The sequence below is a fragment of the Sphingobacterium sp. UGAL515B_05 genome, from assembly GCF_033097525.1.
Taxonomy (GTDB): domain Bacteria; phylum Bacteroidota; class Bacteroidia; order Sphingobacteriales; family Sphingobacteriaceae; genus Sphingobacterium.
On sequence record NZ_CP109907.1, the window covers coordinates 5,316,455 to 5,342,816 of the forward strand.

Annotated in this window: 21 protein-coding genes; 6 read left to right on the forward strand and 15 right to left on the reverse strand. The window is 41.7% G+C overall.

Annotation, left to right across the window (positions count from 1 at the left end; genetic code table 11):
- The first annotated feature begins 96 nt into the window (after nt 1-96).
- Nucleotides 97-501 carry a hypothetical protein gene (locus OK025_RS22205; RefSeq protein WP_317666906.1) on the forward strand — a complete coding sequence of 135 codons (405 nt, stop codon included), beginning with the start codon at nt 97-99 and terminating at the stop codon, nt 499-501.
- A gap of 221 nt (nt 502-722) precedes the next feature.
- Here OK025_RS22205 and OK025_RS22210 read toward each other — a convergent pair whose 3' ends face one another.
- A complete protein-coding gene (locus OK025_RS22210) occupies nt 723-1,649 on the reverse strand; it encodes an SRPBCC family protein (protein ID WP_317666907.1) in 927 nt (308 codons plus the stop codon).
- Nucleotides 1,650-1,689: 40 nt separating this feature from the next.
- Nucleotides 1,690-1,995 carry an EthD family reductase gene (locus tag OK025_RS22215; RefSeq protein WP_317666908.1) on the reverse strand — a complete coding sequence of 102 codons (306 nt, stop codon included), beginning with the start codon at nt 1,993-1,995 and terminating at the stop codon, nt 1,690-1,692.
- A 176-nt stretch (nt 1,996-2,171) separates the two neighbouring features.
- Between OK025_RS22215 and OK025_RS22220 the strand changes: the two genes are divergently transcribed.
- Nucleotides 2,172-3,161, forward strand: a complete 990-nt coding sequence (locus OK025_RS22220; RefSeq protein ID WP_317666909.1) for a GlxA family transcriptional regulator — start codon at nt 2,172-2,174, stop codon at nt 3,159-3,161.
- Nucleotides 3,162-3,168: 7 nt separating this feature from the next.
- The gene (locus tag OK025_RS22225) at nt 3,169-3,969 is read left to right on the forward strand and encodes a GNAT family N-acetyltransferase (protein ID WP_317666910.1); all 801 of its coding nucleotides are present in this window, start codon (nt 3,169-3,171) and stop codon (nt 3,967-3,969) included.
- Nucleotides 3,970-4,031: 62 nt separating this feature from the next.
- Here the strand turns inward: OK025_RS22225 and OK025_RS22230 are convergent, their stop codons facing one another.
- Entirely contained in the window at nt 4,032-5,234 is a 1,203-nt protein-coding gene (locus OK025_RS22230; RefSeq protein WP_317666911.1) for an MFS transporter, read from the reverse strand.
- Nucleotides 5,235-5,404: 170 nt separating this feature from the next.
- On the opposite strand from OK025_RS22230, the gene OK025_RS22235 reads away from it, so the two are divergent.
- Nucleotides 5,405-7,000: a sulfatase gene (locus OK025_RS22235; RefSeq protein WP_317666912.1), complete on the forward strand. Its 1,596-nt coding sequence runs from the start codon at nt 5,405-5,407 to the stop codon at nt 6,998-7,000.
- A gap of 12 nt (nt 7,001-7,012) precedes the next feature.
- On the opposite strand, the gene OK025_RS22240 is transcribed toward OK025_RS22235, so the two are convergent.
- The 5 genes from OK025_RS22240 to OK025_RS22260 form a co-directional block, all read right to left on the reverse strand.
- A complete protein-coding gene (locus OK025_RS22240; RefSeq protein ID WP_317666913.1) occupies nt 7,013-7,843 on the reverse strand; it encodes a GIY-YIG nuclease family protein in 831 nt (276 codons plus the stop codon).
- 182 nt (nt 7,844-8,025) lie between these two features.
- Nucleotides 8,026-10,059, reverse strand: a complete 2,034-nt coding sequence (locus tag OK025_RS22245; RefSeq protein ID WP_317666914.1) for a heavy metal translocating P-type ATPase — start codon at nt 10,057-10,059, stop codon at nt 8,026-8,028.
- Between the two features lie 34 nt (nt 10,060-10,093).
- Complete coding sequence (locus OK025_RS22250) at nt 10,094-11,404, reverse strand: efflux RND transporter periplasmic adaptor subunit (RefSeq protein ID WP_317666915.1); 1,311 nt, start codon at nt 11,402-11,404, stop codon at nt 10,094-10,096.
- Between the two features lie 7 nt (nt 11,405-11,411).
- Nucleotides 11,412-15,734, reverse strand: coding sequence for a CusA/CzcA family heavy metal efflux RND transporter (locus OK025_RS22255; RefSeq protein WP_317666916.1), 4,323 nt, complete (start codon nt 15,732-15,734; stop codon nt 11,412-11,414).
- A 152-nt stretch (nt 15,735-15,886) separates the two neighbouring features.
- Nucleotides 15,887-16,216 (reverse strand): DUF6660 family protein, encoded by a 330-nt coding sequence (locus OK025_RS22260; RefSeq protein WP_317666917.1) that lies wholly within the window; start codon nt 16,214-16,216, stop codon nt 15,887-15,889.
- Nucleotides 16,217-16,712: 496 nt separating this feature from the next.
- Between OK025_RS22260 and OK025_RS22265 the strand changes: the two genes are divergently transcribed.
- A complete protein-coding gene (locus OK025_RS22265) occupies nt 16,713-18,332 on the forward strand; it encodes a hypothetical protein (RefSeq protein WP_317666918.1) in 1,620 nt (539 codons plus the stop codon).
- Nucleotides 18,333-18,412: 80 nt separating this feature from the next.
- Nucleotides 18,413-18,583 carry a hypothetical protein gene (locus tag OK025_RS22270; RefSeq protein WP_167512273.1) on the forward strand — a complete coding sequence of 57 codons (171 nt, stop codon included), beginning with the start codon at nt 18,413-18,415 and terminating at the stop codon, nt 18,581-18,583.
- 99 nt (nt 18,584-18,682) lie between these two features.
- Here OK025_RS22270 and OK025_RS22275 read toward each other — a convergent pair whose 3' ends face one another.
- The 7 genes from OK025_RS22275 to OK025_RS22305 all read right to left on the reverse strand — a co-directional run bounded on the left by OK025_RS22275 (nt 18,683) and on the right by OK025_RS22305 (nt 26,273).
- Nucleotides 18,683-19,342, reverse strand: coding sequence for a DUF6266 family protein (locus tag OK025_RS22275; RefSeq protein ID WP_317666919.1), 660 nt, complete (start codon nt 19,340-19,342; stop codon nt 18,683-18,685).
- Between the two features lie 395 nt (nt 19,343-19,737).
- Entirely contained in the window at nt 19,738-20,904 is a 1,167-nt protein-coding gene (locus OK025_RS22280) for an alpha-hydroxy acid oxidase (protein WP_317666920.1), read from the reverse strand.
- A 99-nt stretch (nt 20,905-21,003) separates the two neighbouring features.
- Complete coding sequence (locus OK025_RS22285; RefSeq protein WP_317666921.1) at nt 21,004-21,774, reverse strand: SDR family oxidoreductase; 771 nt, start codon at nt 21,772-21,774, stop codon at nt 21,004-21,006.
- 56 nt (nt 21,775-21,830) lie between these two features.
- Nucleotides 21,831-23,474 (reverse strand): sodium:solute symporter, encoded by a 1,644-nt coding sequence (locus tag OK025_RS22290; protein WP_317666922.1) that lies wholly within the window; start codon nt 23,472-23,474, stop codon nt 21,831-21,833.
- A gap of 9 nt (nt 23,475-23,483) precedes the next feature.
- On the reverse strand, nt 23,484-24,704 hold the full coding sequence (locus OK025_RS22295; protein WP_317666923.1) for an enolase C-terminal domain-like protein: 1,221 nt from the start codon (nt 24,702-24,704) through the stop codon (nt 23,484-23,486).
- A 48-nt stretch (nt 24,705-24,752) separates the two neighbouring features.
- Nucleotides 24,753-25,799 (reverse strand): alpha-L-fucosidase, encoded by a 1,047-nt coding sequence (locus tag OK025_RS22300; protein ID WP_317666924.1) that lies wholly within the window; start codon nt 25,797-25,799, stop codon nt 24,753-24,755.
- A 45-nt stretch (nt 25,800-25,844) separates the two neighbouring features.
- Nucleotides 25,845-26,273, reverse strand: coding sequence for an L-rhamnose mutarotase (locus OK025_RS22305; protein ID WP_317666925.1), 429 nt, complete (start codon nt 26,271-26,273; stop codon nt 25,845-25,847).
- Between the last annotated feature and the right edge of the window lie 89 nt (nt 26,274-26,362).

A 26,362-nucleotide genomic window follows, 5' to 3' on the forward strand; every position in this document is an offset into this window, starting at 1 on the left:
TATTAAGAAAAGATCTTGCTAAAACTATAGATTTCCCATTTTCTGGATGCCATAGAAATGTGTAACTTCAATAAAAATCATAGACCAAATATCTTTATGCACTCATACAATACCGTCACATTAACAAAACTCTACCGTCACCTTTGGTTACGTCCAATACTATTACTCTTGCTATTCATCTTTTTATACCCCGTAGTACATGCGCAATCCAACAGTAAATCTAAAGTGAAGCCAAACTGGAATGAAATACTTGAACAACAACTGTTTCCAGGTAAAAAGCTCCAGGATTCCACGTTCCGCTTTCAGGGCAAATTTGAAGAACAATTTATCACAACAGCAGATCATGTTAAACTCCATGGAATCTTGTTTAAGGCAGACAAGAGCAAAGGACTAATTTTCTATTTGCATGGCAGTAATGGGGCTGTAGATACCTGGGGTAAAATTGCCAATATCTATACTGATAACGGATATGATCTTTTTATGCGGCATTGCAAAAAGTAAAATGTAGAACGGTCATCTTCCACGGAGACCAGGATAATGCCGTCTATTTTGATTCTTCCATTAAACTGAGTAACTTTTTTAAAAAACAGGATAAATTGATACGTTTGGCTAAGGAAGGACATAATGATTTTTCTAAAAATAAAGACTATCTGCATGCGATTGCCGAGCTATTGCGATAGTCTCATTTTATACCAAAAATACACTATGCCCCTTCAGGAATTTTATACATTAAATTCGGGATAAGGAAAACCCTTTCCTTTTTCACAGAAAAATTTTAAACTCCGGAAAAATAGCGCCCAATCAAAACTGCAGGAAGCAAATTCCGCACTATAATTTGCCCAGCCATCATGGTGAAACAGCAGCATACATCCCTTTTGCTGAGGTTCAAGTTCAAAGGTCAGTGTTGTTCCAATCCATTCCTCAAATGCCTTAACACAGCGCCACTCGACCCTGGAATAAGGCTTCAGCGAAATAACTTCCATATTTTTAAAATAGCTGGGACCAAATCCAAACCGCAGGATCGCACCGATCTCCGGCTTTGCCCTCGTATCTGGTGTCCACCAGCCTGCTAGTCCTTCCGCCATTGTAAGTGCCTTGTAAACAGTCTCTACAGGAGTTTCAATCAACAGTCTATGGTAGATACTTTTTGTCCCAGGATCATGTGGTATGCGATTCTCTTCCATAGCCCCCAGCGCTATTTCCTCCTTTGGAGTAGGCTGTCCCAGCCCCGTTAAAATCAATTGTCTTAGGCTGTCCATTATATAATACGTCCAGGCATCATGACATACCTGATAACATTCCATCTGGGAATTAAGCCCACGATGAGTGAAATGTAATGTAGTTGTACCCGCATCTTCCACAATATCGAAGATAATGGAACTATTAGTCCATTCCCGTTCATCCTGGGTGAATTTAAAATAGTTTTCGAGGACCCGCCAGACTACTTTACGATCTGTTTCCATCGTTTCTATCTGTATTCGACAACGATGTACGTCCTGATAATGATATATAAACTCATCATGCAAAGCAGCGGTTGGCCCTTCAATATTTTGAGACCACCATCCGCGGACATTATTGATTGCTTCAAATACGCGTTGAGCACCTGCTTCAACGGTAATGCTTATTTTAAAATCGTCCTTTTTCATCATTCGTCGTATTTTATAACGTTAACTCATACTTCTTATATTCTTATACCTCAATCGAATCACATATGTAAATCTGAACATCATGATCATGAGGTGCCAAGATTCTCCGGTCAACCGCACAAGCCTTTCCTTGTTCAGACTCAAATGCTATTTTAATCGCTGCTAAACTTTCAAAATATAAGGTTCCAATACAATACACATCGTCGTGTCCAGTCGTCGACATGATTCCACCCTTGGCCACCTCATAACGAATAAGTCCGGGAAGCGTTTTTGCCAAGGGAATATGTATCTCAAAATAGTGTTTGTCAAAAACCTCCCTATCCGTAGGAGTCTTATATATTGCGATCATTCGTACCATCTTGTCGTATTAATTTAAATTTATAGATCAAATATAGCGGACTTCAAAACACAAAAAGGGGTGTAAAATAGACATTCTCAGCGGTTGATTTAGACAAGTCGTTTCGGTATATTTGAATAGTATCAAATAAGCGTACCATCGTTTATCCAATCTTATAAACTTTCGACATGAAACACCTAACGATCTTAGTTCCAGACAGTCAGACAGGCCCTAACACCATATCGTGCATTGTTGGAACATACCACGTATTCACAGAAGCGAACCGCTATTACGATCAACTGAACAGGGAACCTATATTTAATATAGAATTGGCAGGAGTTTCTAGGCAGAGTAACTTTGTCAATGGATTATTAACAGTCATGACGCAGAAAGATATCGCTACAATTCAAAAAACCGACCTCATTATTGTACCCGCTGTCATTTCCAATTTTAGTGCAATAGAAGCTGGGAATAGCATGCTCTCAGCATGGATATTAGACCATTATACCAAGGGAGCAAATGTTGCAAGCATGTGTACCGGCGCATATCTGCTCGCGTCTACGGGGCTTCTGGATAACAAAAACTGCTCTATCCATTGGAAATCAGCGGCAAATTTTCATAAGCTCTTTCCAAAGGTCAACTTAAAAACAGAACAAATTATTACTGATGAGCAAGGAATCTATACCAATGGTGGCGGTTATTCCTTCCTTAATCTTCTCCTTTACCTGGTCGAAAAGTTCTACGACAGACAGACGGCTATTTATTGCTCCAAAATATTTCAAATTGATATTGCCAGACAAACACAGTCCGATTTTATGATCTTTAATGGTCAAAAGTCACATGGAGACGAAATGGTCATGCGTGCCCAGGACTATCTCGAGAATAACTTTTCAGAAAAAATTTCCATGGAGAAGTTATCTGAAAAATTCACTGTCGGACGTCGGAATTTCGACCGTAGATTTATTAAAGCGACAGGCAATACGCCCGTGGAATATCTTCAACGGATAAAAGTAGAATCGGCAAAAAAAGAGTTGGAAAGTTCAAGGAAAACGGTAAATGAAGTGATGTACGCTATCGGGTATACGGACATAAAGGCTTTTCGCGAGATATTTCGTCGGTTTACAGGACTCTCTCCCCTTGAATATAAAAACAAATACAATAAAGCAGCAATAAAATAGATGTTAGATGAATTTTGAACCTATTCAGTTTTCTGATCTCCCTGTAGTAACGAGCCTAAGCCCAGAAGGATGGGGCAATGTGACGATCAAAATACAACATTATATAGAAAACCCTTTTTGTTTCCCCATAAAACTCCTGGTCAATCAGAAAATTGTGGCCATAGGGGCGACTATTGTCCATAATGATGTTGCCTGGTTGGGACATATTATTGTCGCTCCGGATGAAAGAGGAAAAGGCTATGGGAAACAAACCACCCAAGAACTTATTCGTATAGCAAACCGCAAAAAATGCAGGAGCATTCAACTCATTGCAACGGATATGGGCGCGCCGGTTTACACAAAGCTCGGCTTTAAAGAATCTTCTTCTTATCTTTTCTTTGATGATATACAAGCACCCCATCTTGAAGAAGCGGACAATAATATACAGTACTATCAATCCCGATACAAAGAGCAACTTCTGAGGCTCGACCTGACAACCGCAGCTGAAAATAGACGATGCGAAATAGAACCACATTTCATTTCAGGTTTTATTTATGTGAAGAACCAAACGCTCCGCGGTTATTATCTTCCTTCTTTGGGTGAAGGCCTTATTGTTGCCAATGAACAAGCTGCAGGAATGGCATTGTTAAAAATGTATTTAATGCAAAATTCCAAAGTTGTGCTACCGAAAGAGAATACAACCGCAGTTTCCTTTCTATTGAACCAAGGATATCCAATAAAACGTCAGGCCAAGCGCATGTACCTGGGTGAAAATATCGATGTTCAATTTCAGTCCATCTTCAATAGAATTGGTGGAAATCTAGGGTAACACCAATTCTATACGTTATATTTTTAAAACCGATAGCAAATTTCATGACAACATAATGGACGCTACGAAAGCTGACCTACCGCATCCTCAAGAACCTTTTTGGCAACTACAGCCGGTTGCTTTTTGCTTCGTTGGATATAACATAAGGAAATTACGATTCCTAAAGCTGCCATAACCGCACCAACCAAGGCCGGAGAAGTATAACCATAGCCTTGATTAATGGGTACACCACCTAAAAAGGCACCCAATGCATTTGCAATATTAAAACAAGCAGGTCCTAAAGAAGCAACCAACATTTCAGCATCACTTTTTACCGAGTTAAGCAATAATAAGGTTAACGAAGGTACCAGCGCAAAAGTTGTGACTCCGGTTAAAAAAGTCATCACCAAGGATACCCAAACGTTGTCAGACAGCCCGTAAATAACCAACATACATAAAATCTGAACCACCAGTACGGCTACAACCACCTTTGTTGAAGAAAAAGCGTCCGTCAACTTCCCTCCGATCAAATTCCCAACAAACATACCTAATCCAGCCAGGACCATAATATAAGGCAGGTATTTATCAGCAATACCAGACACTTCAGTCATCAGCGGGGCTATATAACTTATCCAGGCAAACAACGCTCCTGGAGCTACTGAAAATAACAAAACCATAAACCAGACATTCACATTCCGAAAAATGCCAAAGTCCTTCCAAGGATTATTTTTAGGTGCTGCTTTCATCTTAGGCATCCACAACTTTAAGGCTAACATGGTCAAAATACCGACGATAACAATCAATAGAAAAGTATAACGCCATGAAAAATGATGTCCAATATAGGTCCCCAATGGAACCCCAAATAAATTGGCAACTGTCAATCCGGAAAACATCGTCGCTACAGCCTGCGCTTCTTTACCAGGATCGGCCAATCGACTGGCAATAACAGACCCTACTCCGAAGAAAGCGCCATGTGGCAATCCCGAAATAAAACGCGAGACTAATAAAAGACCATAGTTTGGAGCAACCACAGACAGTCCATTAAATAGGGTAAACAATCCCATGAGGATAATCAAAGTCTTAAGTGGCGAGAATCGATTCATAAAAACCACCAACAGTGGGGCACCGATAACTACACCTAAGGCATAAGCTGTAATGAGATAACCAGCTTCCGGAATTGAAACTTGCAAACTTTCGGCAACGTCCGGTAGCATCCCCATCATACTAAATTCGGTAATTCCTATCCCTAATCCCCCCAGTGCAAGTGCTAATAAACTCTTCTTCATATATAAGTGAAATTATTAATAATGCAAATTTCTATCAGAATAATTTAATAAACAAATCATTTAAATAGTACAACCTATCATTAAACTAATAGCACCGTCTTTGTCTCAATGAAAACACCTATATTAGCCTGAGGTAAAGTCGTTCAGCATAACACATTCAAACCTTAACCATGAAACTGCATCATTATATACTTACTTTCACCTTGTACACCCTTGTACCTTTTTGGGCATTGGCCCAAAAAGGCCATGCAAAAAAGCATCCAAATATTGTATATATCATGAGTGATGATCATGGTTATCAAGCGATAAGCGCTTATGGTTACGGACTGAATGAAACGCCCAATATTGACAGATTAGCAAAAGAAGGTGCCATTTTCACATGTGCGACCGTGACAAATTCCTTATGTGCGCCCAGTCGGGCTGTACTCCTAACTGGGAAGCACAGTTATATGAATGGGAAAATTGATAATGAGGCAAAATTCAATTGGAATCAGGACAACTTTGCCAAGATTCTCCAAAAAAACGGGTATCAAACGGCATTAATCGGTAAAATCCATATGGATGGCCTACCCCAGGGATTTAACCACTCAGCGGTACTTATTGACCAAGGCGAATATTATAATCCAAACTTTATTATCAATGGTGTAAAACAACAAATACAAGGCTATGTATCGGATCTTACCACCGATATGACCCTAGATTGGATCGCTAAAAGAGATACCAGCAAACCTTTCTGTGTGCTCTATCATCAAAAAGCGCCACACCGAGAATGGCTACCGGCTTTGCGACATCTTCAACAATATACGTCAAAAACCTACAAAGAACCGAATAATCTATTCGACACCTACGAAGGAAGAGGAACTGCTGCTAAAACCGCTGAAATGAATATCCTTAAACACATGAACTGGGCTGGTGACAACAAGATACCTCCTGCGCTAATGGATGAATTGGGACTAAAAGAATATCTATCCTGGGATAAAGCTGCCTTCAATGGAAACCTAGGAAGAATGACTGCAGCGCAGCGCGCAACATGGGATTCCATCTACAACCCAATCATGGCAGATTTTAAGATGAAATATCGCAACATGTCCAAAGAAGACCTGATGCGCTGGCGATATCAACGCTATATGCAGGATTATCTGGGTACCGTTGCTGCGGTGGACGAAGGTGTCGGACGTCTATTGGAATTTTTGAAAGACAATGGACTCGACGAAAATACAATTGTCATTTACACCTCAGACCAAGGGTTCTATCTGGGTGAACATGGTTGGTTTGACAAGCGTTTTATGTATGAAGAATCGCTCCGAACCCCCTTATTGATCCGCTATCCAGCAGAAATTAAAGCTGGCCAATCCTCAAAAGCACTTGTTCAGAATCTTGATTTTGCCCCCACAATCCTAGATTATGCAGGACTTGCAATCCCGAAAGATATGCAGGGAAAATCTTTTCGTGGTCTACTCAATGGAAAAGAAAAACAATGGCGCGATGCCGTATATTACACCTATTATGAGTACCCTTCCATTCATATGGTAAAACGACACTATGGAATTCGTACCGAAAGGTACAAACTGATCCATTTCTATTATGACAAAGATGAGTGGGAATTATACGATCTAGAGAACGATCCACAGGAAATGCAGAATGTATACAATGTTCAAGCATACCAAAAGGTACGTGAAGAAATGCATCATAAACTGGACGAAGCCCGAGCCTACTATAAAGATTCCGATGAGAACGACAAAAAGTTCTTACCGACGGTAAAATAATAATTTACTGGCTTAGTAGACCAGTAAATTATTGTTGTTAAAAACCGAAACAGGGTTGAGTTTGAAGTAACGTCTCAAGATACGTCTAACGTCTCTGTTTTCCGCTTTGAAGATGATGGCTTCTCGCTTTTTCTTTTCGCTATATACACGCTTATTGCAGTAGCCAAATCCTTTATACCGACCATCCAACAAGTAAACAAGTCCCTTTTCTTTGGGATTACGTCCTAAGAGCTCCAAAAATATCTCGCCCATCGGAAGCTCCGAAGAGGCTACAAATTCCTGCACTCTTCGATTATAGTCTTCTGGAAGCTCCTGCCCAATACATGCCCCTTTGCAGGTCTTCAACATATATTGAAAACAATGTTTCGTATACGTCTGTAATTTGTTTATTTTTTGGCAGAGCTGATAAGCTTCCACAATATTGAATAATTGCTCGCGCCCCTCCTGGTAACTCGAAAAGGTCATCAGCTCTTCTCGCTCGGGATCAAGCGCCTCAACTTGAATAACTTGATAGCCCGATGGGTTCACTGCTAGATAAAGGCCAAATCCGTAGTAGGTTCGACGCTGCGCCCGATTATAATAGGGTTGATATTTTTTGATCAGGTCAGATTCATGCAATAGCGCTAGTAATTCATGACCTGTCAGTTCAAATCCAACTCTGCAGGCTGCTCCTTGGATTTTGCGTTCCTTAAAATCTGTGCTTCTAAAATGCTGCAATAACCTATTTCTAATATCGATACTTTTGCCGACATAAATTAGCACGTCATGCTTATCATAAATATAATATACGCCGACTGCAGAGGGTACTCCTTCAAGCAATTCGGCAATTTGCTCTTTCGTCATCACTTTAACTCCAGGTAATACCTTACAAAGGTAATTTAAAAAATAGGCTATTCACTTCGTGGACCTACACGCTCAAATATACTAATATTTTTAGTATTTTAAATAATAGCGAATAAAAATAGGAATACACCCGCCCTTCATTTCGTCCAATGAAAAGGGCGGGTGTAAGTTAGCGCCAGTTGTTAAAATTTCATTTTTTGAATTCTAATGGCATTCAATATCGCAATTAACGATACGCCAACATCGGCAAATACAGCCTCCCACATTGTTGCCAAACCTCCAGCTCCAAGAATCAACACGATTCCTTTGACTATAAAAGCAAGGCCAATATTCTGATAAACAACTTTTTTCGTTTGTTTCCCAATGCGAATGGCCATTGGAATCTTCGAAGGTTTGTCATCCTGTATCACGACATCTGCTGTCTCGATCGTCGCATCACTGCCCAGTCCACCCATCGCTATTCCAACATCACTCAGTGCAACAACCGGAGCATCGTTAACACCATCACCAACAAAAGCAACAGATTCGTTTACCCCCTTTATTTCCTTGACCTTATTCACTTTATCTTCCGGAAGCAGGTCGCCATAGGCCCGATCTATTCCAAGTTCCTTGGCAACATAGGCGACTACCGTCGTCTTATCCCCGCTCAACATCGTTGCTTTTACACCGAGCTTATGCAGTAGCTGAATTGTAAGCGCGGCATCTGCTTTAATGCTATCAGCGATGGTCATGAATCCTACAAATTTACCGTCCAACGCGATGGCAATGGTCGTATATACGATACTATTCGGATCGATATCATAGGCTACATTAAATTTGTCCAGCAATTTAAAGTTACCCACCAGCAACTCTTTGCCTTCAGTAATTCCTTTTAATCCATGTCCGGCGATTTCTTCTATATTATGGAGATTAATAGACTCGTCGATCGCACCTGCGTATTCCCTAATCGCTGTTGCAACTGGATGGCTGCTATGGCTCTCTATTTTATTGACGAGCTTTAAAATTCTTGCCTCGTCGTAACCAGCCTGTAGCTTAATTTCCTGCACCTTAAAAACGCCGGCAGTCATTGTTCCGGTTTTATCCATCACCACATGCCGGATATCTGCCATCGCATCCAAAAAATTACTGCCTTTAAAAAGTATACCATTTCTACTCGCGGCACCGATTCCACCAAAATACCCCAAAGGGATTGAGATGACGAGTGCACAGGGACAGGAGATCACTAAAAATACGAGTGCTCTATACAACCAGTCGCTAAATACATATTGATCGACAAACAAGTAAGGCAGGAAGCAAATTCCAATAGCCAAAAACACAACAATTGGGGTATATATCTTAGCAAATTTGCGGATAAACAGTTCCGTAGGTGCTTTTTGAGCTGTTGCGTTCTGTACAAGCTCAAGGATTTTACTCAGTTTGCTATCTTGATAAGCTGTTGTCACCCGAATTAGGCTCACCGTGTTCATATTAATCATTCCTGCCAGCACAACATCACCTTTCATTTTTGTGTCTGGCTTGCTCTCGCCAGTCAGCGCAGCAGTATTAAATGCGCCTTGTTCAGAAAGCAATTCACCATCGAGCCCGAGCTTTTCGCCAGGTTTCAGCTGAACAATCACTCCGATACCTGCGTCTGCGGCTTTGATTACTTTGCTCTTTCCATTCTCCAAAATGGTCACTTCATCCGGACGCTGATCCAGCAGTGCCTTAATATTACTTTTAGCTCTACTCACCGCCAAGGTCTGAAATACCTCGCCTACGGCGTAAAATAACATCACCGCTACAGCTTCTGGGTATTCTTTGATCGCAAAAGCTCCTATCGTAGCGATACTCATTAAAAGAAACTCCGAAAAGATTTCCCCTTTAGCAATACTCTTTAGGGCATCTCTGATTACAGGATACCCAACAGGTAGATAAGATACGATATACCAGCCCGAACGAACCCAATCCTTAAACCATGTTTGTGAAATCCAATTATCCATCGCTATTGCCGCAATGAGCAAAATAAAAGAAATTAGCGCGGGTAGAAATAACTGCATCTGACTAGCCCCTGCCGTTGAGTGATCGTGACCGTCCTCATCATGGCTATGATCATGACTATGACTGGAAGCTGGAGCTTTCCCAATAAGGTCTTCAGCCCCCGCCTGACTATATATTTTTTCTGTCTGTGTACAACAAAGCTGTCTGCCTTGTGCATCATAACTATGTTGATGTTCCATAACTTGCTTTGATTATCTTAACAAATACTGTCAATTAATGTTCGTGCCCACCTGTATTGCTCATTTTAGCATTGATAAAAAAGGCACCCTTTATAACAATTTTCGTTCCGGCAGGAACTTCGGTAACCGGGGTAATCGCCGTATATCCCAAAGCAGACACGCCTTTTTGAATCTCTATTTTTTCAAAATTGATGTTTTTAGCCTGTTCTTCGCCATGCTGCCCAGCTTCTTGCTCATTTTTATGCGCATGTTTTGCTTCACCTTCATCGTGCGCATGCCCGTGATCGTCGTGCCCTTCTTCATGCTCCTCAGGTTTCTTGTCTGTCTCCACAAAAATATAATACTTGCCGTCAGCCTCCACGATTGCGTCATTCGGAACAGCCGGAGTCCGTACATTATTGACACCGATCATACCCGTGATGTTCATCCCATCAATCAAGCCCACTTTGCTGCCTACAACCGTACTGTGCACAGCAATGGTCTTGCTATCATTTTCAAAGGAAGATCCAATTGTAAAAACTTTGGCGGTATAGGTCTTATCCGGGTTGTTGGTCAGTTGAAAGTTGATGAGCTGTCCGACTTTAACCAAAGGTAGATCCTTTTCAAACACCTGCAGATCTAAATGCAACAGACTATTGTCGACAATCTCGATCACTGGCGAAGAGACATCTACATAACTACCAATTTTCGCAAAAACATTACTTACTGTTCCATTGATAGGGCTTGTTACGGCTAATGAGGTCCGCATATTAGAAAGATTCACGCTATTGGGATTAATGCCCATCAATTGGATCTGTTGTTGCAAGGAGGCCTTTCGAGCCCGTAAACTGTTGAAGTCTGCTGTTGCTGCCTGCAGATTTTTCCGTGCACCCGCATTACCTTCATTGAGTTCCTGTTGCCTTGCCATTTCTTGTTCAGCTAAGGTAATCTTACTTGCAAGGGATACATATTCCTCCTGCAACTGTACAAACTGGGGGTTGGTGATCGTAGCGATCACCTGCCCCTTGCGTACCTGGTCACCCAGCTGCACGTTTAATGTCTTTACAACACCACCGTAAAGCGCCGTTGCATTCGCTTTATTGTTATTGGGGACACTTAAAAGTCCATTGGCCTTGATTGTAGCCGTTAGTTCCTTATCTTCAATACCTCCAAAAACGATGCCCACAGCTTTTATTTGCGCAGCACTCAGTGCCGCTACAGTAACCGGACCTTCCTCATGCCCCTCTTCGGATTTAGGCGCTTCCTTTCCCTCCGGTTGACCTTTAGGCTCCGACTCATTAGAACCGCAACCGTAAAAAACAGTAACGGCTATACATACGATAAATATCTTTATGAAAACTTTCATTGCTGACTTATTTGTTATTGAAGTAATTATATTGAATTGCTGATTGATTATACTGATTGAGGACTTCTAAATAATTCTGGCGAATCCCAATGGCCTGACTTAAAAATTGACTTAATTCAGCAAAATTGATCTCCCCTGTCCTATAACCCAAACTAGCCGCCTTAATGATGGCATCAGCTTGTTTTAAACCCGAAGACTCGTAAAATTGTAGTAACGCACTATTCTTGTCAATTTCAGCAAGTGCATTCCCTTTATTTGTCTGGAATACCTGCGTCTCATATTCCAACTTACGCTGTTGAACTTCCATTTCAGCGTTGGCAGCCTTCACTTTACTTTTATACGCGCCTAGGCTAAAGACCGGAAAAGTTGCGGAGACCGAAAATCCCGATAAGGGATCCTTGGCTCCCCAAACACGTTGGGAGAAAAAACGACCCGAGAACTCAGGCTTATTTGTATTTTTCTGAACACTGATATTTGATGAAGCGATATTTACATTTTGCTGCTGCAAAACAAGTAAAGGATGGGCTGTTTCCGTAGCTGGACTGGCGTTCACGACGATCTTCTCCAAGGGCTGATCCAAAGGGAGCATCCACTCGTTACGGTCCAACAAGAGCATAAGTTGCTGTTGCTGAATAACAATGTCCTTTTTGTTTTGAAAAAGCTGCGCCTGCAGTTCCTTCAGTTTTGCCTCCGCTGCGATCTTGTCCAGCGCAGCCACGTCACCCGTTCTAAAGCGAAGTTCAGTTGCTTTGAACATGGCTGTATAGATGCTATCCAGCTCTATATACAGCTTTTGGCGATCCTGGAGATACCAAAGTTGAAAATAGGCTGTCCTTACGTCTTTGGTAATTGCAGTTTTTAATACATCCGTATTTAAATTCGCATATTTTAGTTGCTGTTTAAAATACTCTTTACGCGCGGCATAGAGCCCGGGCCAGGCAATACTTTGTGTTATACCAATTTTCAATAAGCCGGCCTTATCCGTAGGACGGTAATCTTCATTTTCTGAAAAAATACCGGTCTTGGGAATTTCGGTCGCCGTTTTAACATTGAAACCAGCGCCTACGATTTCAGCCTGGTTGATCTGAAACTGACGATTGCTCTTCAGCGCAGTTTCCACAGCTTCTGTAACAGAAATGCGCTCTTGGCCAAACACCTGAGATGCCAAGGCCATAAATAAGAAAGCAAGTACTGTAACAAAGGTCTTAACACCCCTACTTCGTTTCATATTCAATTTAGAATTAAAGATTATATACAATAAGGGCAGCACAAACAACGTCAGGAAAGTTGCCGTTATCAATCCGCCAATAACAACCGTTGCCAAAGGTTTCTGAACCTCAGCACCAGCACTTGTACTTATTGCCATCGGTAAAAAGCCCAGGGAGGCCACTGTCGCTGTCATTAGTACAGGACGTAAACGGGTCAAAGTACCCTCTTTAACACGTCGAAAAATATCATCGACACCCTCTTTTTTCAACTGATTGAATGTCCCAATTAAAACGATACCGTTGAGTACGGCCACACCAAACAAGGCGATAAAACCGACACCGGCACTAATACTGAAAGGCATGCCGCGCAACATCAATGCAAATACGCCGCCAATAGCACTCATAGGAATGGCAGTAAAAATTAGCGTGGCTTGCTTAAAGGAATGGAACGTGAAATACAACAGCATAAAAATAAGCAATAAGGAAACTGGCACAGCAATCAGCAGGCGCGAACTCGCTTTTTGCAAATTCTCGAACTGACCTCCGTAGGTGAAATAATAACCCGCGGGAAGTTTTACATTTGTAGCCAATTGCTGCTGGATATCCTTTACTACGGTTTGAACATCACGTCCTGCCACATTAAATCCAATCACAATTCTTCGTTTACCAGCTTCGCGACTGATTTGGGCCGGCCCCAATTTATAATCAATGGCAGCAACCTGAGAAAGCGGGATCTGCGTACCCGTATCTGTAGGAATCATCAGATTACGAACGTCATCAATACTGTTTCGGTGCGTTGTATCTAACCTGACGACCAGATCAAAGCGACGTTCATTTTCATAGATCTGTCCCGTACTCCGACCGGCAAAGGCCGTACTCACCACATCATTGACGTCCTGAATTGTCAATCCATAATTTGCGATACGGGTGCGGTCATAAACGATATTGATTTGCGGGAGACCGGATACACGCTCCACCTGTGGAGAAGTTACCCCTTGAACAGATTGAATCTGAGCAGCAACCACATTGGCGTAAGCGGCTAGTGAATCAATGTTTTCACCGAAGATCTTTACAGCAACATCCTGACGGATACCCGTCATTAACTCATTGAAACGCATTTGAATAGGTTGATTTTTTTCGAAGAAGACACCCGGAATTACTGCTAGCTTCTCCAGAATAGCGCTCCCCAGTTCTTCATAAGAACGGCCCGACTTCCACTCTTTTTGAGGCTTCAATACCACCATAATATCTGTGGCTTCCGGTGGCATAGGGTCCGTTGGCACCTCCGCAGCTCCTGTTTTACCGACAACCATCTTCACTTCATCAAACTCTTTGATAATCCGGGAAGCCTGCATAGAGGTTTCAATACTTTGCGAAAGCGAGCTTCCCTGAGGAAGTATACAATGGAATGCATAATCGCCTTCCTGCAATTGTGGAATAAACTCGCCACCCATGTTCTTGAAAAAGAAGGCCGACAAAGCAAAAATGGCAACAGTTAAACTCACGATTAGGTATTTAAACCGAATGGCTTTCTGTAATAAAGGCGCATAAATACGTTGCAGTCCCGCAATCATCCGGTCACTCAACGTTTTCTTGTCGCTGTGTTTTTTCGGCAGGAACAGAGCACACATCATGGGGATATAGGTTAACGAGAGAATCAATGCGCCGAAAATGGCAAACCCAACTGTTTGTGCCATTGGACGAAACATTTTCCCTTCAACACCCACTAATGTTAAAATTGGAATATAGACAATAAGAATAATAATCTCACCAAAGGCAGCACTGGTACGGATCTTTGAAGCGGATTCAAATACCTCATGGTCCATTTCGGCCTGGGTCAATTTCCCGGTTGACTTTCGTAAGCCTAAATGGTGTAGCGTAGCTTCCACCACAATGACGGCCCCGTCCACAATCAAACCGAAATCTATCGCACCCAAACTCATTAAATTGGCGCTTACGCCGAAGACGTTCATCAATCCAAGTGCAAACAGCAGCGCCAGTGGAATTGCCGAAGCAACGATAAGACCTGCCCGCAAGTTCCCAAGAAATAATACCAGGACAAAAATTACAATCAGGGCACCTTCAATCAGATTTTTTTCAACGGTACTGATCGCACGTCCAACAAGGTCTGTCCGGTCCAAATAGGGCTCTATAACCACATCATCAGGCAAAGACTTTTGGATAGTCGGTAGTTTTTCTTTCACACGATTGACCACCTCATTGCTGTTTTCACCCTTTAGCATCATGACGACACCACCCACAGCATCTACCTCACCATTGTATGTCAAGGCTCCATAACGCACAGCATGACCAAACCGTACATCTGCAACATCTTTTACATAAATCGGTATAGACCCTGATTTTCGGATAGCGATATTTCTGACATCTTCCAAAGAGGTCGCCAGTCCAATCCCCCGGATAAAGTATGCATTCGGTTTTTTATCAATATAGGCACCACCTGTATTTTGATTGTTTTTCTCTAAGGCGGTAAATAGCTCTGGGATCGTGATATTCATAGCCTTAAGTCTATTCGGATCAACAGCTACTTCATATTGTTTAAGCTCACCACCGAAACTATTGACCTCGGCAATTCCAGGAGTTCCGTAAAGTTGACGAGCAACAATCCAATCTTGCATGGTTCGCAAATCTTTTGCGTTGTATTTCTTTTCGCTTCCCTTTTTGGGATGGATAATATATTGATACACTTCTCCCAATCCGGTACTTACTGGAGCCAGCTCAGGTTTACCAATACCCTGTGGAATCTGATCCACCGCTTCTTTTAAACGCTCACCGATCAGCTGACGGGCAAAATAGATATCTACGTCATCGTCAAAAACAACGGTAATGACAGAAAGCCCGAAGCGTGAAATACTCCTGATCTCCTCAATTTTGGGTACAGTTGCAATACTTTGCTCAATTGGAAAAGTCACCAATTGCTCGACTTCCTGTCCGGCAAGAGTTGGACAAGAGGTAAAGATCTGGACTTGATTATTGGTAATATCGGGAACGGCATCTATGGGTAGTTTCGTCGCACTCCATGCCCCCCAAATGATAAGCAACAAGGTCATTAAACCGATAACGATCTTGTTCTTAATGCTAAATTTTATAATATGATCTAACACAATATACGTGATTAATGCTTAAATAATAGCTCGTTAGAATAGCTTCATCGCTTCTCGTAATAAAATACAACAAGCGGATTCCGAGCACAAAGCTGAATAATGAACAGCATAGCACGCTCCATCAGATTTGTTTTTAGAATTTTTACGAAAAATTAAGCTTTAACTTTTGGCGGCTGCCAGATGCTTCCAAAATAACTGGAAACAATCGCTGTATTGCGGATAGGATTACGATTATCAAAATAAATTGATACCGGGACACCATCTATTTGCGGAAATTGATAGGCATAAGCCGTTATATTTCCACTGCAACAATTGCAATAGCAGAAAATAGAACAGGCATCAGATGCATCATCACTATGGTTATGCGTTTGGTTTAATAGTGTTTCCATAGCAGTCTGCTCACAGCGATTGCTAGAATCACTGCAGGGAACAAAAGAAAGTCCCATAATATAGGCTATCAATATGAAAACAATTAACCTCATGAATACACAAATGTAAAAAAAAATAAATTAAAATTTCCTAGCCCCGGAAATCTATGGGTTCGCATCAGCTCCAGTGCCTACTATAGAATAAAGAGACAGGCGCTCTCAACCGAGCGTTTTTTTTGTTCCCTAGGTCTCACAAAACCGCACAATCCTACACAGCACTACTACCTGACATACGCATTAATTATAAGTAAATTATTATTCAAATAAAACGAATTATAATTAACAGAAAAACGACAAAAACATGTTCAAACAGCATTTTACCCACAAAACAACACTATTGTAGATATTTCTCTACAAGAAATATAAGATAACATAAATACAGGATATTAAGTAAAATGCTATTTATATAATTGCATCGATAAAAAACAAAAGCAACAAAAAAAGCAATGGTATACCATATTTTAAATACAAATCGGCATACAACTGCAAGAGTTTTTGCGGTACAAATCAACAACGAAATCAAATAATCAAAAATCAATAACAAAACAAAATGTCAATTAACATGAATCTAATCCCCCATCGCCGACTGACAAACCTGTTCATGCTAGGCTGCAGTGCTTTTGCACTTAGCCTCTACTCATGTAACAAAAGTGGAGAAAACACCACATTAACAGGAGAAACTGTCGTTAAAATCAATCTATCGGGCGTAGAAGCTTACAATGAAACAGACAACAATGCTGTTCAAAAGCAAGCATCTGCAAACGCTTCGCATTCATCAAGCAATGCACCTGATGTACAGGAAATGACTGTACCGTTAGAAAACGGAGGCTCGGTTGACGTTGTCCTAACAAACAATTCAGCGGTTACAAAAAGCCTCGTTGCTTCATCCACCCCCAAACTAGCGGCTGTCCAAACACAAGAGAAGCCATTGGACAAAAACGTCAAGTATAAAGTTGTTGTCTATGACAACCAAGGAGCTTATGTAACAGAAAAGGATTATAGCTACGGTGAGGAAGCTACTGCCGCAGGCATCGCTCTTGACGCTGGAAAATCATATACGTTCATTGCTTATTCGATCAATAGCACAACAGTATTACCGGGTATTAACAATCGAAATACACTGTCCGAAGCCAGCTTAAACAACATAAGTGACGACTTAATGTATTACACAGGCACATTAACGTTAAAAAATGGTGTAAACAATTTAAATGTTGTATTAAAACACAGATTTAGCCAAATCACCACAACATTGACCATGGATCCAAGTATGACCGGAGCCATCACTCAAATCGGGACTGCAGTATTAAAACCTAGTCACAGTAGTGCAAATTTGAAATTTTCAGACCAAACACTAATATACAATGGCTTGAACAACGCCGGTGTGACTACGCAATTCCCGGCTTTAGGAAATGGCTTACGTACTGTAATTAGTAACCCAGCGCTATTGATCCACCCCACAACCAGCAACGGAACATTGATGCTCGGCAGTCTAACCCTTGATGGTGAGACCAAAACAAACATCACCATTCCAAATGTTAAGATCAATCCCGGACAAAAATACGATCTGAAACTTAACTTCAGAACCTGTACACAAGATGTAACCAGCAATGGTTTGGACTGGAGCTATCCAGCAACAACATCGGGTGGCAAAACCGGTATTATGAAAGACGGTAAGTTCTATGCCAATGGAACTGCCATTGACAGAAGCTTTACCGCTCCAGCAGCAGACTATGGTTTTGTTTTCGACATCACCGAACTGGACAATGCATTCAATCTGGAAGTAAATGGTGTCAAATTAGCAAAACAGGAAATTCAATTTCAATCAAATGCGGTTGCCTCTACGCAAAATATCCAATTTTTCGACGGGAGCAAATATGCAGGTAACAATATCGAAACGGGCAAAAGAATTGACGAAGTGTACAACATGAAAGGTACCAGTACAAACCCGCTGGTTAAGGTCGTGATTAGCAGAACTGGCCAAGTTACCATGTTTGGTAGCAAAACATCCGGCGGTCCTTTATACGAACTTAAACTCGTGAATGGCAACAGCTTCAACACATTCCCTTGGAGTGCAACTCAAAGTAATGTCGTGAAAGTAACCCAACTTGTTGATGGACGTACTATTATCAAGGGTGTAGGTGCTGGAAAGAAAAAAATCCCTTGCCAATAATCAATAAATAGATCAGTAATCAGAAAAACTAAAACTTGCTGCGTGTAACATAAAGGAACAGCAAGATAAAAATAGATATTATGGAAAAGAAATTAGCATACATCGCCCCCAAAATTAATACAACGACAATCGAACTTGAACAAGGTATTGCAGCTGGTTCGGCCTACGCTAGACCAGAAGATGCCAACAGCGGTAAAGTCAACGAACAATGGGAAGTAGGATCAACAGATAATAGAAATATCGACTGGTAGACTATTTCCAATAGTAGACAAAAGGAAGGGGCAATCCAAAAGTGGATTGCCCTTTTTATGCAATTTTATAATAGAAGATCGTGTCATCCATATTTATACTCAAACCTTTAGCGTACCCAGGTGCAGACTGTCTGTATTCCCTCCACCATAACTCTCGATAAAAAAGATATACACCTCATAGGTCGCTTCCTTTCTATGTTTTGGAATTTCAACATTTTGTTTGCCAGACATTAAGCTGCTTTTCAACCCGTTTGTCACAAGTGGATATTCACCTCCGTTATCTGCTGCATTATATAGGATTAAGAACGAATCGTAAGATCCCGTGTCAAACTTTTCCTCCAGATAGGCATCAAATTCCCAGGTGACCTGAAGCACCTGGTTTTCTTGATCGAAATCCATTGTGTGGGAAGTAATGGGATTGGGGCTTCCTTTGGCAATCATAAATTTCGGCCAATCGACCACAAAACCATCTTCTTCCCGAATAAGTGCTTCATTCAAATTATATGACATTGCAACATCGTATGCCCGCTTAGGATAGCTGTGCGCTTTATACCCCACATTGATGATCGGCTTTAACTGGCTAATATGTGACCTCACAATTTTGAAGCGTTTCCTACTCAGCAGTTGCTCAGGAGTAGGCTCCCGTTTTTTAACGCGAGGGAGAGACCGTACATAATTTCCTGTCTTCGTCGACACAAATACAACAGGACCTGCTTTCCCGGAAACAGTTCCATTGATACCGTTTTTGATTATCGCCATAATTACTTGATTATGTTATAGATAATAAAGATAAATATTAATTCGGAAAAATACGTATACCAAATTATAACAAAAAACAGTTTTCAATCAACATTTAGACAGTAATTAGTCATTGTTTATTCAGTCTACACTGAGCAATCACTGAACGAGCACTGAACAATCACTGAACGAGCACTGTACAATCACTGTTAAAAGAACGAATTTGGTTACCAGCTGAACTTCTTTTGCTGCGTCTAAAAATTAACTGACCACATCAGAGCCGACCACCTTTCAAGCGAACCTATAAAGCAAAAAAATGTCTCCTACATTTGCTTAATACAAACATAAGAGACACTTTCTTCTTTTTATAGCAGGCCTGCCCAATGCTGGGTCGACAACTCGACCTACCACAATCGTTACAGGATAGCCTGCAGACGTTCTGGAAAATCTTCAATCTTTGAAAGACTCAATTGCTTCATAACCTGATACAAATGCGTCTTAAACATATTGATTGTATGTTCCCCACCTTCATTGCCCAATGCGCCAACGCCATACATAAATGGTCTTCCCATAAAATTGAAATCTGATCCAACTGCATGTGCCCGCGCAAGGTCAACCCCCGATCGAATACCACCATCTAACATGATTTTTATCTTCTTTTTATATTCTGGGTTGCTCGCCAAGTGGATCAATGAATTGATCGAAGATTCACTTGCATCGAGCTGTCGTCCACCATGATTTGACACAATGACTCCATCAACACCCAATGCGATAGCAGCCTGCATATCTTCATCGGTAGCAATCCCTTTAAGCACCAAGGGCCCTTTCCAAAGATCCCGAATAGCTTTAATTTTCTCAACATCAACTTTACCCGTAAATGTTCTGTTCATAAACTGTCCCAGCTGCGCTAAATCAAGTCCCTTTTCCATGTAAGGCTTCAATGTTGCAAAAGAAGGAATTCCATGCCTTAATGTTTCTATTCCCCAAGTCGGACAGGCAAAAGTCTGCAAGATATTGGCGATACTCATTTTAGGCGGCATAGACAATCCGCTTTTTATTTCACGATAACGAAGTCCAAAAGCAGGTACATCCACCAGAACCACCAATACGGGACATTCAACAGCCTCCAGACGTTTAATAATATCATCACGCAACCTGTTTTCCGTAGGATGATAGAGCTGAAACCAGGCTTTCCCATCAGATACCTCGGCAATACGTTCAATACTACTTGTTGATACTGTACTCAAAATATAGGGAATATCATTTTTTGCTGCCGCTTTCGCAAGAATTTCCGGCGCATTCGGCCACATCAATCCCTGAAGTCCAATAGGCGAAACACCAAAAGGTGCACTGTAACGACGACCGAATAATTCTACAGATAAGTCTATTTCTTCACTCGCAAGCAGATATTGCGGCTTCAACAGAATATTATCAAAATCATTCTCATTTCTGGCAAGGTTCAATTCTTCATTTGCACCTCCGGTCAGATAATCAAATGCAAATCGGGGAATCCTTTTCTTCGCTTTAATCTTTAGATCTTCAACAGAAGGATAACGGGTATTATATATAAATTTCTGGCTCATGATTGATGTATTATTTATAAACAGCCTATGACTGCGCGCCAAACTTAGAAAAATTGCATTTCAAATGCAAGCTAATTGTAGTTAATATAAAAAAATCTGTCATACATTTCTGCGATACCCCAATTCAGCACCACCACTTACAGGTAGATTTACCCCTGTGATAAAACGCGCTTGGTTTGATAGTAGAAACACACAGGCATCAGCAATGACGTCACCTTCGGGACAGTAGCCCAGCAAATGAATATCCTTCAAAAAGTCAAAAACCTGTGTCGGATGCGGTTGCTCCAGTGTCCATTTATTGAGCATGGGTGTCATAACAGCTGCAGGCATAACCGAATTGACACGTATACCGACAGGTGCATAATCTATCGCCATAGATTTTGTCAACGCGTTGATAGCTCCCTTTGTGGCAGCATATGCCGCATGGTTCTCCTGGCCAATATCCCCTACTAAACTGCTTGTATTTAGAATACAACCAGCAGATTCCTTTAAATGAGGATAGCCATACCGTGTAGTCAGAAGGACACTTTTCATGTTGGTTTCCAGCAACCTTGCCCATTCATCGTCCGTAGTTTCATGCAAAGGCTTTGCTGGGCTTGCCAGACCAGCATTGTTGTGGATTGCATCCAGCCCCCCAAAAACAGCAACAGTTTTTTGGATGGCCAAATTAACTTCGCGCGCTCGCGTAACGTCCGCACAGATGCCGATATGCGGTGCACCGATCAATTCAACTATTGCATCCACCGATGCCTGATCAAGACCAATAAAGGCCACCTTTGCCCCTGCTTTGACATAGGCTTTTACACATTCCAAACCGATACCAGCAGTTCCTCCGGTAATCAATATTATTTTATCTTCTAAAGTTTTCACGTTTTATTATTCTTGAATTCAGCATCAAGTTCCAAAAAACTGGAACAAATTAAAAATTAGTTGAAAATTACATATAAAATCACGACAATAGCTAGCAGCAAAGCCGACAAAATACGGTAATTGCCGATACCCGACCAGGTTTTTCCCCGAAGTGGATCCATGGGGTTCTTCCAGTACAAATCCCGACTTTGTGCAGTATGCTGCACGGGATACTTATACGATAACAAAACCTGAAGTAACATACAGATCAAAAACAAATAGAAAGCCATCATCATAAATGGTGTCTGCCCTACCCACGAGTCAGGTAGCAGTTTATTCAGCAAAAATACGGCAACCCCAAAAACAGAACCTATCCACAGGGTAAGTTTTGCAGCTGTTGCTGATGCTCCTTTCCAAAACACACCTAAAAGAAACACGCAGGTTATTGGTGGTGCAATATGGGCTATCACATCATTTATGCCATAAAAAATACTCTCATAGCGATCCAATAGCGGTAAAAGCGCCAGGGAAAATCCCATGGCAATAACTGCGGCAATTTTCCCGATACGAATCAGCTGCCCATCGGAAGCAGCAGGACGCCGCTGTTTAAAAATATCGTAACTCACCATGGTTGATATCGAATTTAGCGCCCCCGAAATCTGACTCATTAAACCCGATAAGAGCGCCGCTACCAACACACCGATCAATCCCGAAGGCAAAAGTTGCGTAATCATGAGTGTATAAATACCTTTTGAATTGACCTGCCCTTGCTCGTCTACGCCAAGACTGCTTAAATCCAATTGACCTGTTTTAAACAGGGTATACGCAAATAGCCCCGGAAGCACAAAAATGAAAACAGGCAAAATTTTCAGAAAACCACAAAAAAGGGCGCCCACACGTCCATGGTTTTCGTCCTTGGCTCCTAAAACACGCTGAACAATCGTCTGATCGGCACACCAATACCAGATACCCAAAATCGGATAGCCAAACAATACGGCATACCAAGGCATTCCACTTTCATCATTACTGCCACGGAGCATAGAAAGACGATCGAGGGCATTGTCCTGCACCAATACAGCTTTCATTGGCATCCAACCGCCCATCCTGTCAAAAGCTGCGAAACTGATAATAAAAGCCCCAGCAAGCAACACAATTGTCTGAATAGATTCCGTCACCACAACAGCGCGCAATCCGCCCAATATCGTATATATTCCAGTTATCACACAGATTACGGTAATACTCAAATACATATTAAATCCAAAAAGGGTCCGCAGCACAATCCCTCCGGCCAACATCGAAAAAGCGATATGAATAACAATGGCCGATAGTATGGAGATAAACGTGAGCCAATCTCTGCTGGCGCGATCATAACGCCGTTCCAGAAAGTCGGGCAAGGTTGTAACACCCGATTTGAGGTAAAATGGCACAAAAAAAAGTGCCAATAAGATTAAAGTAAAGGCAGCCATCCATTCAAAGTTGCCGTTAAGCAAGCCTGTATCAAATCCACTCTGTGCCAAACTAACCAGATGTACCGTTGAAATATTAGTTGCAAAAAGCGCCAAGCCAATAGCCGGCCACCGGAGTGTCTTTCCAGCCAAAAAATACCCTTCAGCGCTTTTTTCCTTTACTTTCTTCAATCGCACTGATCCAGCCAATACGCCGACAACCAAAATCAACACAATATAGAAGATGGCGATACCTAAATCTAAATTTCCTAACATAATGTCAACTTATAACAAATCACAACTGCTTCCCACATCCATTGGCGTACGGTACACACCATTCACTATAGACACAGGATGTACAAAATGAGACTTTAGATGTGGAATGTGTTCCAAAAACAAAGCCTCGTGCCCAAGGCTTATATGGTTAAACAAAACAAGATGCTGATGAAGCTGCCCCATATCACCGACATGTGGCACAACAGGAATATTATATTTTCGACAAAGTAGACTCACTGATATAAACTCGCTCACGCCGCCGACCCGAACAGCATCCACCTGTACAAATCCCGCCGCACCCATTTGAAGGTAATTTTTAAACAAGATGCGGTTCGGCACATGCTCACCCATGGCAACTTTTATCGGCGCAATGTGCTCGGCTAAGCGTTTATGCCCAACAATGTCGTCGGGGTGTGTCGGCTCCTCTACCCAAAAAGGGTTCATTTCCTTAAGCTCTTGGCAGATGGATAGCGCCTGCGGTAGCGTCCATTGCTGATTCGCATCGAGCATGACTTTAGCTTCATCACCAGCAACCTCCCGTACAATATGCGCACGACGAATATCCCGTAATGGATCTTCACTACCTACTTTGAGTTTCATTGCGGAAAAGCCATTGTCTAAAGCACGTTTACAATTCTCCCGTACCTTTTCATCAGAATAGTTAAACCAGCCTACTGATGTGTCGTAGCCCACATAGCCCTTTTCTATAATGCCCATTCTTTTATGACTGGTTGAGATAGTCGACTCCAGCAGGCTGATCGCTTCAGCCTTTGTAAATTCATCTTCCAAATAGGAAAGATCCAACGTGTTGACAATCTCCTCAGCGCTAAGGTCGGTTAACAGCTTCCAAAGTGGAACTCCTCTCGTTTTAGCCCAGAGGTCAAAACAGGCATTTGTGACCGAAGCCAGGGCCAAATGAACGATACCTTTATGGGGGCCCAGCCAACGAAATTGCTGTTCGTTGCTCAACTTATTAAACAACTGACCAAAATCTGCCATAAGATCTTCAATTGGAATCCCTTTCAATCGTTCGGCATAAAAAGCCGCAGCACGACAGACCAGCTCATTTCCTGCACCCAGTGTAAAAGCAAGACCTGTCCCTACGCGTCCCTTATCATCTACCAATCGAGTTACAGCATAAGAATAGATCGGATCCTTGTGTATCGCATCACTGCCGGCACCTGTGGCCAAAGGAAATCTCCGATCCTGAATATCAAACGTCTTTATCATAAAATCTTAACGTACTTGTTTTTAGTGTTTAGGTTAATCTATTTTGAATTACAACTTTAACTTATTCTTTAATTTGTGCAAAATGTCAACATCCGAATCCTTTATGCGCCCCATCCGATTGGGACCAACGTTTAAGATCAGGATATTGTCTTGTGCGGTTGCGGTCTGATAAATCCCCGCAAGCTCTTCCAAAGACTTATATTTCTTGTCCGTAGTATTATAAAACCAGCGTTCTCCAAGGACCACTGTTGTCTCAAAAGGCATATAGTACGTATTCCCCTGAGCCATAAAAAGTTTAGGGTCAGGATCGACCGGAAGATAAGGATCACCTAGCCTAAAGTCACTTGGAAAATAACGTATAGGGTAATAATTCTGCTGATCTTTCGGCAAAACAATGTGTTTGTCTGTGTTCTCAGGTGATCCTATACTCCAGTTTATACCAATTTGACATCCGGGAACCTTTTTCTTGATCAAATTGTAAATCGCCTGCGTGGGCCATCGATAGCTCTCTTTTTCCCAGCCACCGTCCAGCCAAAGCTCAACGATATCTGTATACTTTTTGGTCATATCAACCAACTCATTAAGCTGATTCAGCATATATTGATTATATGCTGCATCTGCAGACATGTCTTTTACATTGGGATTCTGCTTTCGGTCCCATAAAGAATAATATAAACCAAGGCGCATCCCCTGTTTGGCGCATTCTTTAGCCAGCTCCTGCACAACATTTGTCGCGTTTGAAGAACTCGCGACATCGTAGTCCGTATACTTACTATCCCATAAACAAAAACCTTCATGATGTTTCGTAACCAAAATCATGTACTTCATCCCAGCTTCCTTTGCCGTTGAAACCCACTGTTTTACCTCAATAGCAGATGGTGCATACGAGCTAGCAGGTTTAGATCCGTCTGTCCACTCCTGATCATGAAATGTATTCATGCCAAAATGAACGAACATACCATATTTTCGGTCAATTTGCTCCCGCTGATAAGCATTGGGATGTATCGATGGAACAGGTACAATAGTCTTTGTCTGCGCACAGAGATTTGTTCCCAATACAGCAAGGGCCAGACTAAATAATAGTTTCTTTCTCATGGTTATATGATGTTGGTTATTACAGCATTCATTCTTTTTCTTTCCTTATTCCGTATGGAATACTTCCGCCATACCAGACCATATCTCCCCTTTCTCCTGTGCATCGGACAGGGGTTGCTGACAAGGATCCGTTTCTTTCCACCAACGCTGTGTCTCTGGATCGGACGCCATCTTCTGCATATCATGCTTGAAATTTTGCCCTACATATTCGAAATAGCTGAAAAGAAAAAATTTACCGTCTATTTCCTTCAAAAAAATAGAATAATTGCGGATATGACATGCCTTGATTTTTCGAAGTACCGTGGGCCAAACATTGGCATGTAGTTTCTTATAATAAGCTACCTTCTCTGCTTTTAATCCTGTTATAGATCCATAGCGAGCCACGGGGCGGCTTCTTTCTGTAGACCGAAAGGCTGTCGCACAAAATACGACAAAGACGAGCATCATGCTATAAGGATATAATTTAGGATTCATAATTTCTACGCGTTATTTTATACGAAAATACGCGCTTAACAGTACCGTGACTACTGCTCGATTGCTCATTTCTCCTACTATATTAACAT

What these genes read in the sequence shown, in the direction of transcription:
- OK025_RS22205 (WP_317666906.1), top strand. Translation starts at nt 97, where the DNA reads ATGCACTCATACAATACCGTCACATTAACAAAACTCTACCGTCACCTT.
- OK025_RS22210 (WP_317666907.1), bottom strand. Translation starts at nt 1,649, where the DNA reads ATGATGAAAAAGGACGATTTTAAAATAAGCATTACCGTTGAAGCAGGT.
- OK025_RS22215 (WP_317666908.1), bottom strand. Translation starts at nt 1,995, where the DNA reads ATGATCGCAATATATAAGACTCCTACGGATAGGGAGGTTTTTGACAAA.
- OK025_RS22220 (WP_317666909.1), top strand. Translation starts at nt 2,172, where the DNA reads ATGAAACACCTAACGATCTTAGTTCCAGACAGTCAGACAGGCCCTAAC.
- OK025_RS22225 (WP_317666910.1), top strand. Translation starts at nt 3,169, where the DNA reads ATGAATTTTGAACCTATTCAGTTTTCTGATCTCCCTGTAGTAACGAGC.
- OK025_RS22230 (WP_317666911.1), bottom strand. Translation starts at nt 5,234, where the DNA reads ATGAAGAAGAGTTTATTAGCACTTGCACTGGGGGGATTAGGGATAGGA.
- OK025_RS22235 (WP_317666912.1), top strand. Translation starts at nt 5,405, where the DNA reads ATGAAACTGCATCATTATATACTTACTTTCACCTTGTACACCCTTGTA.
- OK025_RS22240 (WP_317666913.1), bottom strand. Translation starts at nt 7,843, where the DNA reads ATGACGAAAGAGCAAATTGCCGAATTGCTTGAAGGAGTACCCTCTGCA.
- OK025_RS22245 (WP_317666914.1), bottom strand. Translation starts at nt 10,059, where the DNA reads ATGGAACATCAACATAGTTATGATGCACAAGGCAGACAGCTTTGTTGT.
- OK025_RS22250 (WP_317666915.1), bottom strand. Translation starts at nt 11,404, where the DNA reads ATGAAAGTTTTCATAAAGATATTTATCGTATGTATAGCCGTTACTGTT.
- OK025_RS22260 (WP_317666917.1), bottom strand. Translation starts at nt 16,216, where the DNA reads ATGAGGTTAATTGTTTTCATATTGATAGCCTATATTATGGGACTTTCT.
- OK025_RS22265 (WP_317666918.1), top strand. Translation starts at nt 16,713, where the DNA reads ATGTCAATTAACATGAATCTAATCCCCCATCGCCGACTGACAAACCTG.
- OK025_RS22270 (WP_167512273.1), top strand. Translation starts at nt 18,413, where the DNA reads ATGGAAAAGAAATTAGCATACATCGCCCCCAAAATTAATACAACGACA.
- OK025_RS22275 (WP_317666919.1), bottom strand. Translation starts at nt 19,342, where the DNA reads ATGGCGATAATCAAAAACGGTATCAATGGAACTGTTTCCGGGAAAGCA.
- OK025_RS22280 (WP_317666920.1), bottom strand. Translation starts at nt 20,904, where the DNA reads ATGAGCCAGAAATTTATATATAATACCCGTTATCCTTCTGTTGAAGAT.
- OK025_RS22290 (WP_317666922.1), bottom strand. Translation starts at nt 23,474, where the DNA reads ATGTTAGGAAATTTAGATTTAGGTATCGCCATCTTCTATATTGTGTTG.
- OK025_RS22295 (WP_317666923.1), bottom strand. Translation starts at nt 24,704, where the DNA reads ATGATAAAGACGTTTGATATTCAGGATCGGAGATTTCCTTTGGCCACA.
- OK025_RS22300 (WP_317666924.1), bottom strand. Translation starts at nt 25,799, where the DNA reads ATGAGAAAGAAACTATTATTTAGTCTGGCCCTTGCTGTATTGGGAACA.
- OK025_RS22305 (WP_317666925.1), bottom strand. Translation starts at nt 26,273, where the DNA reads ATGAATCCTAAATTATATCCTTATAGCATGATGCTCGTCTTTGTCGTA.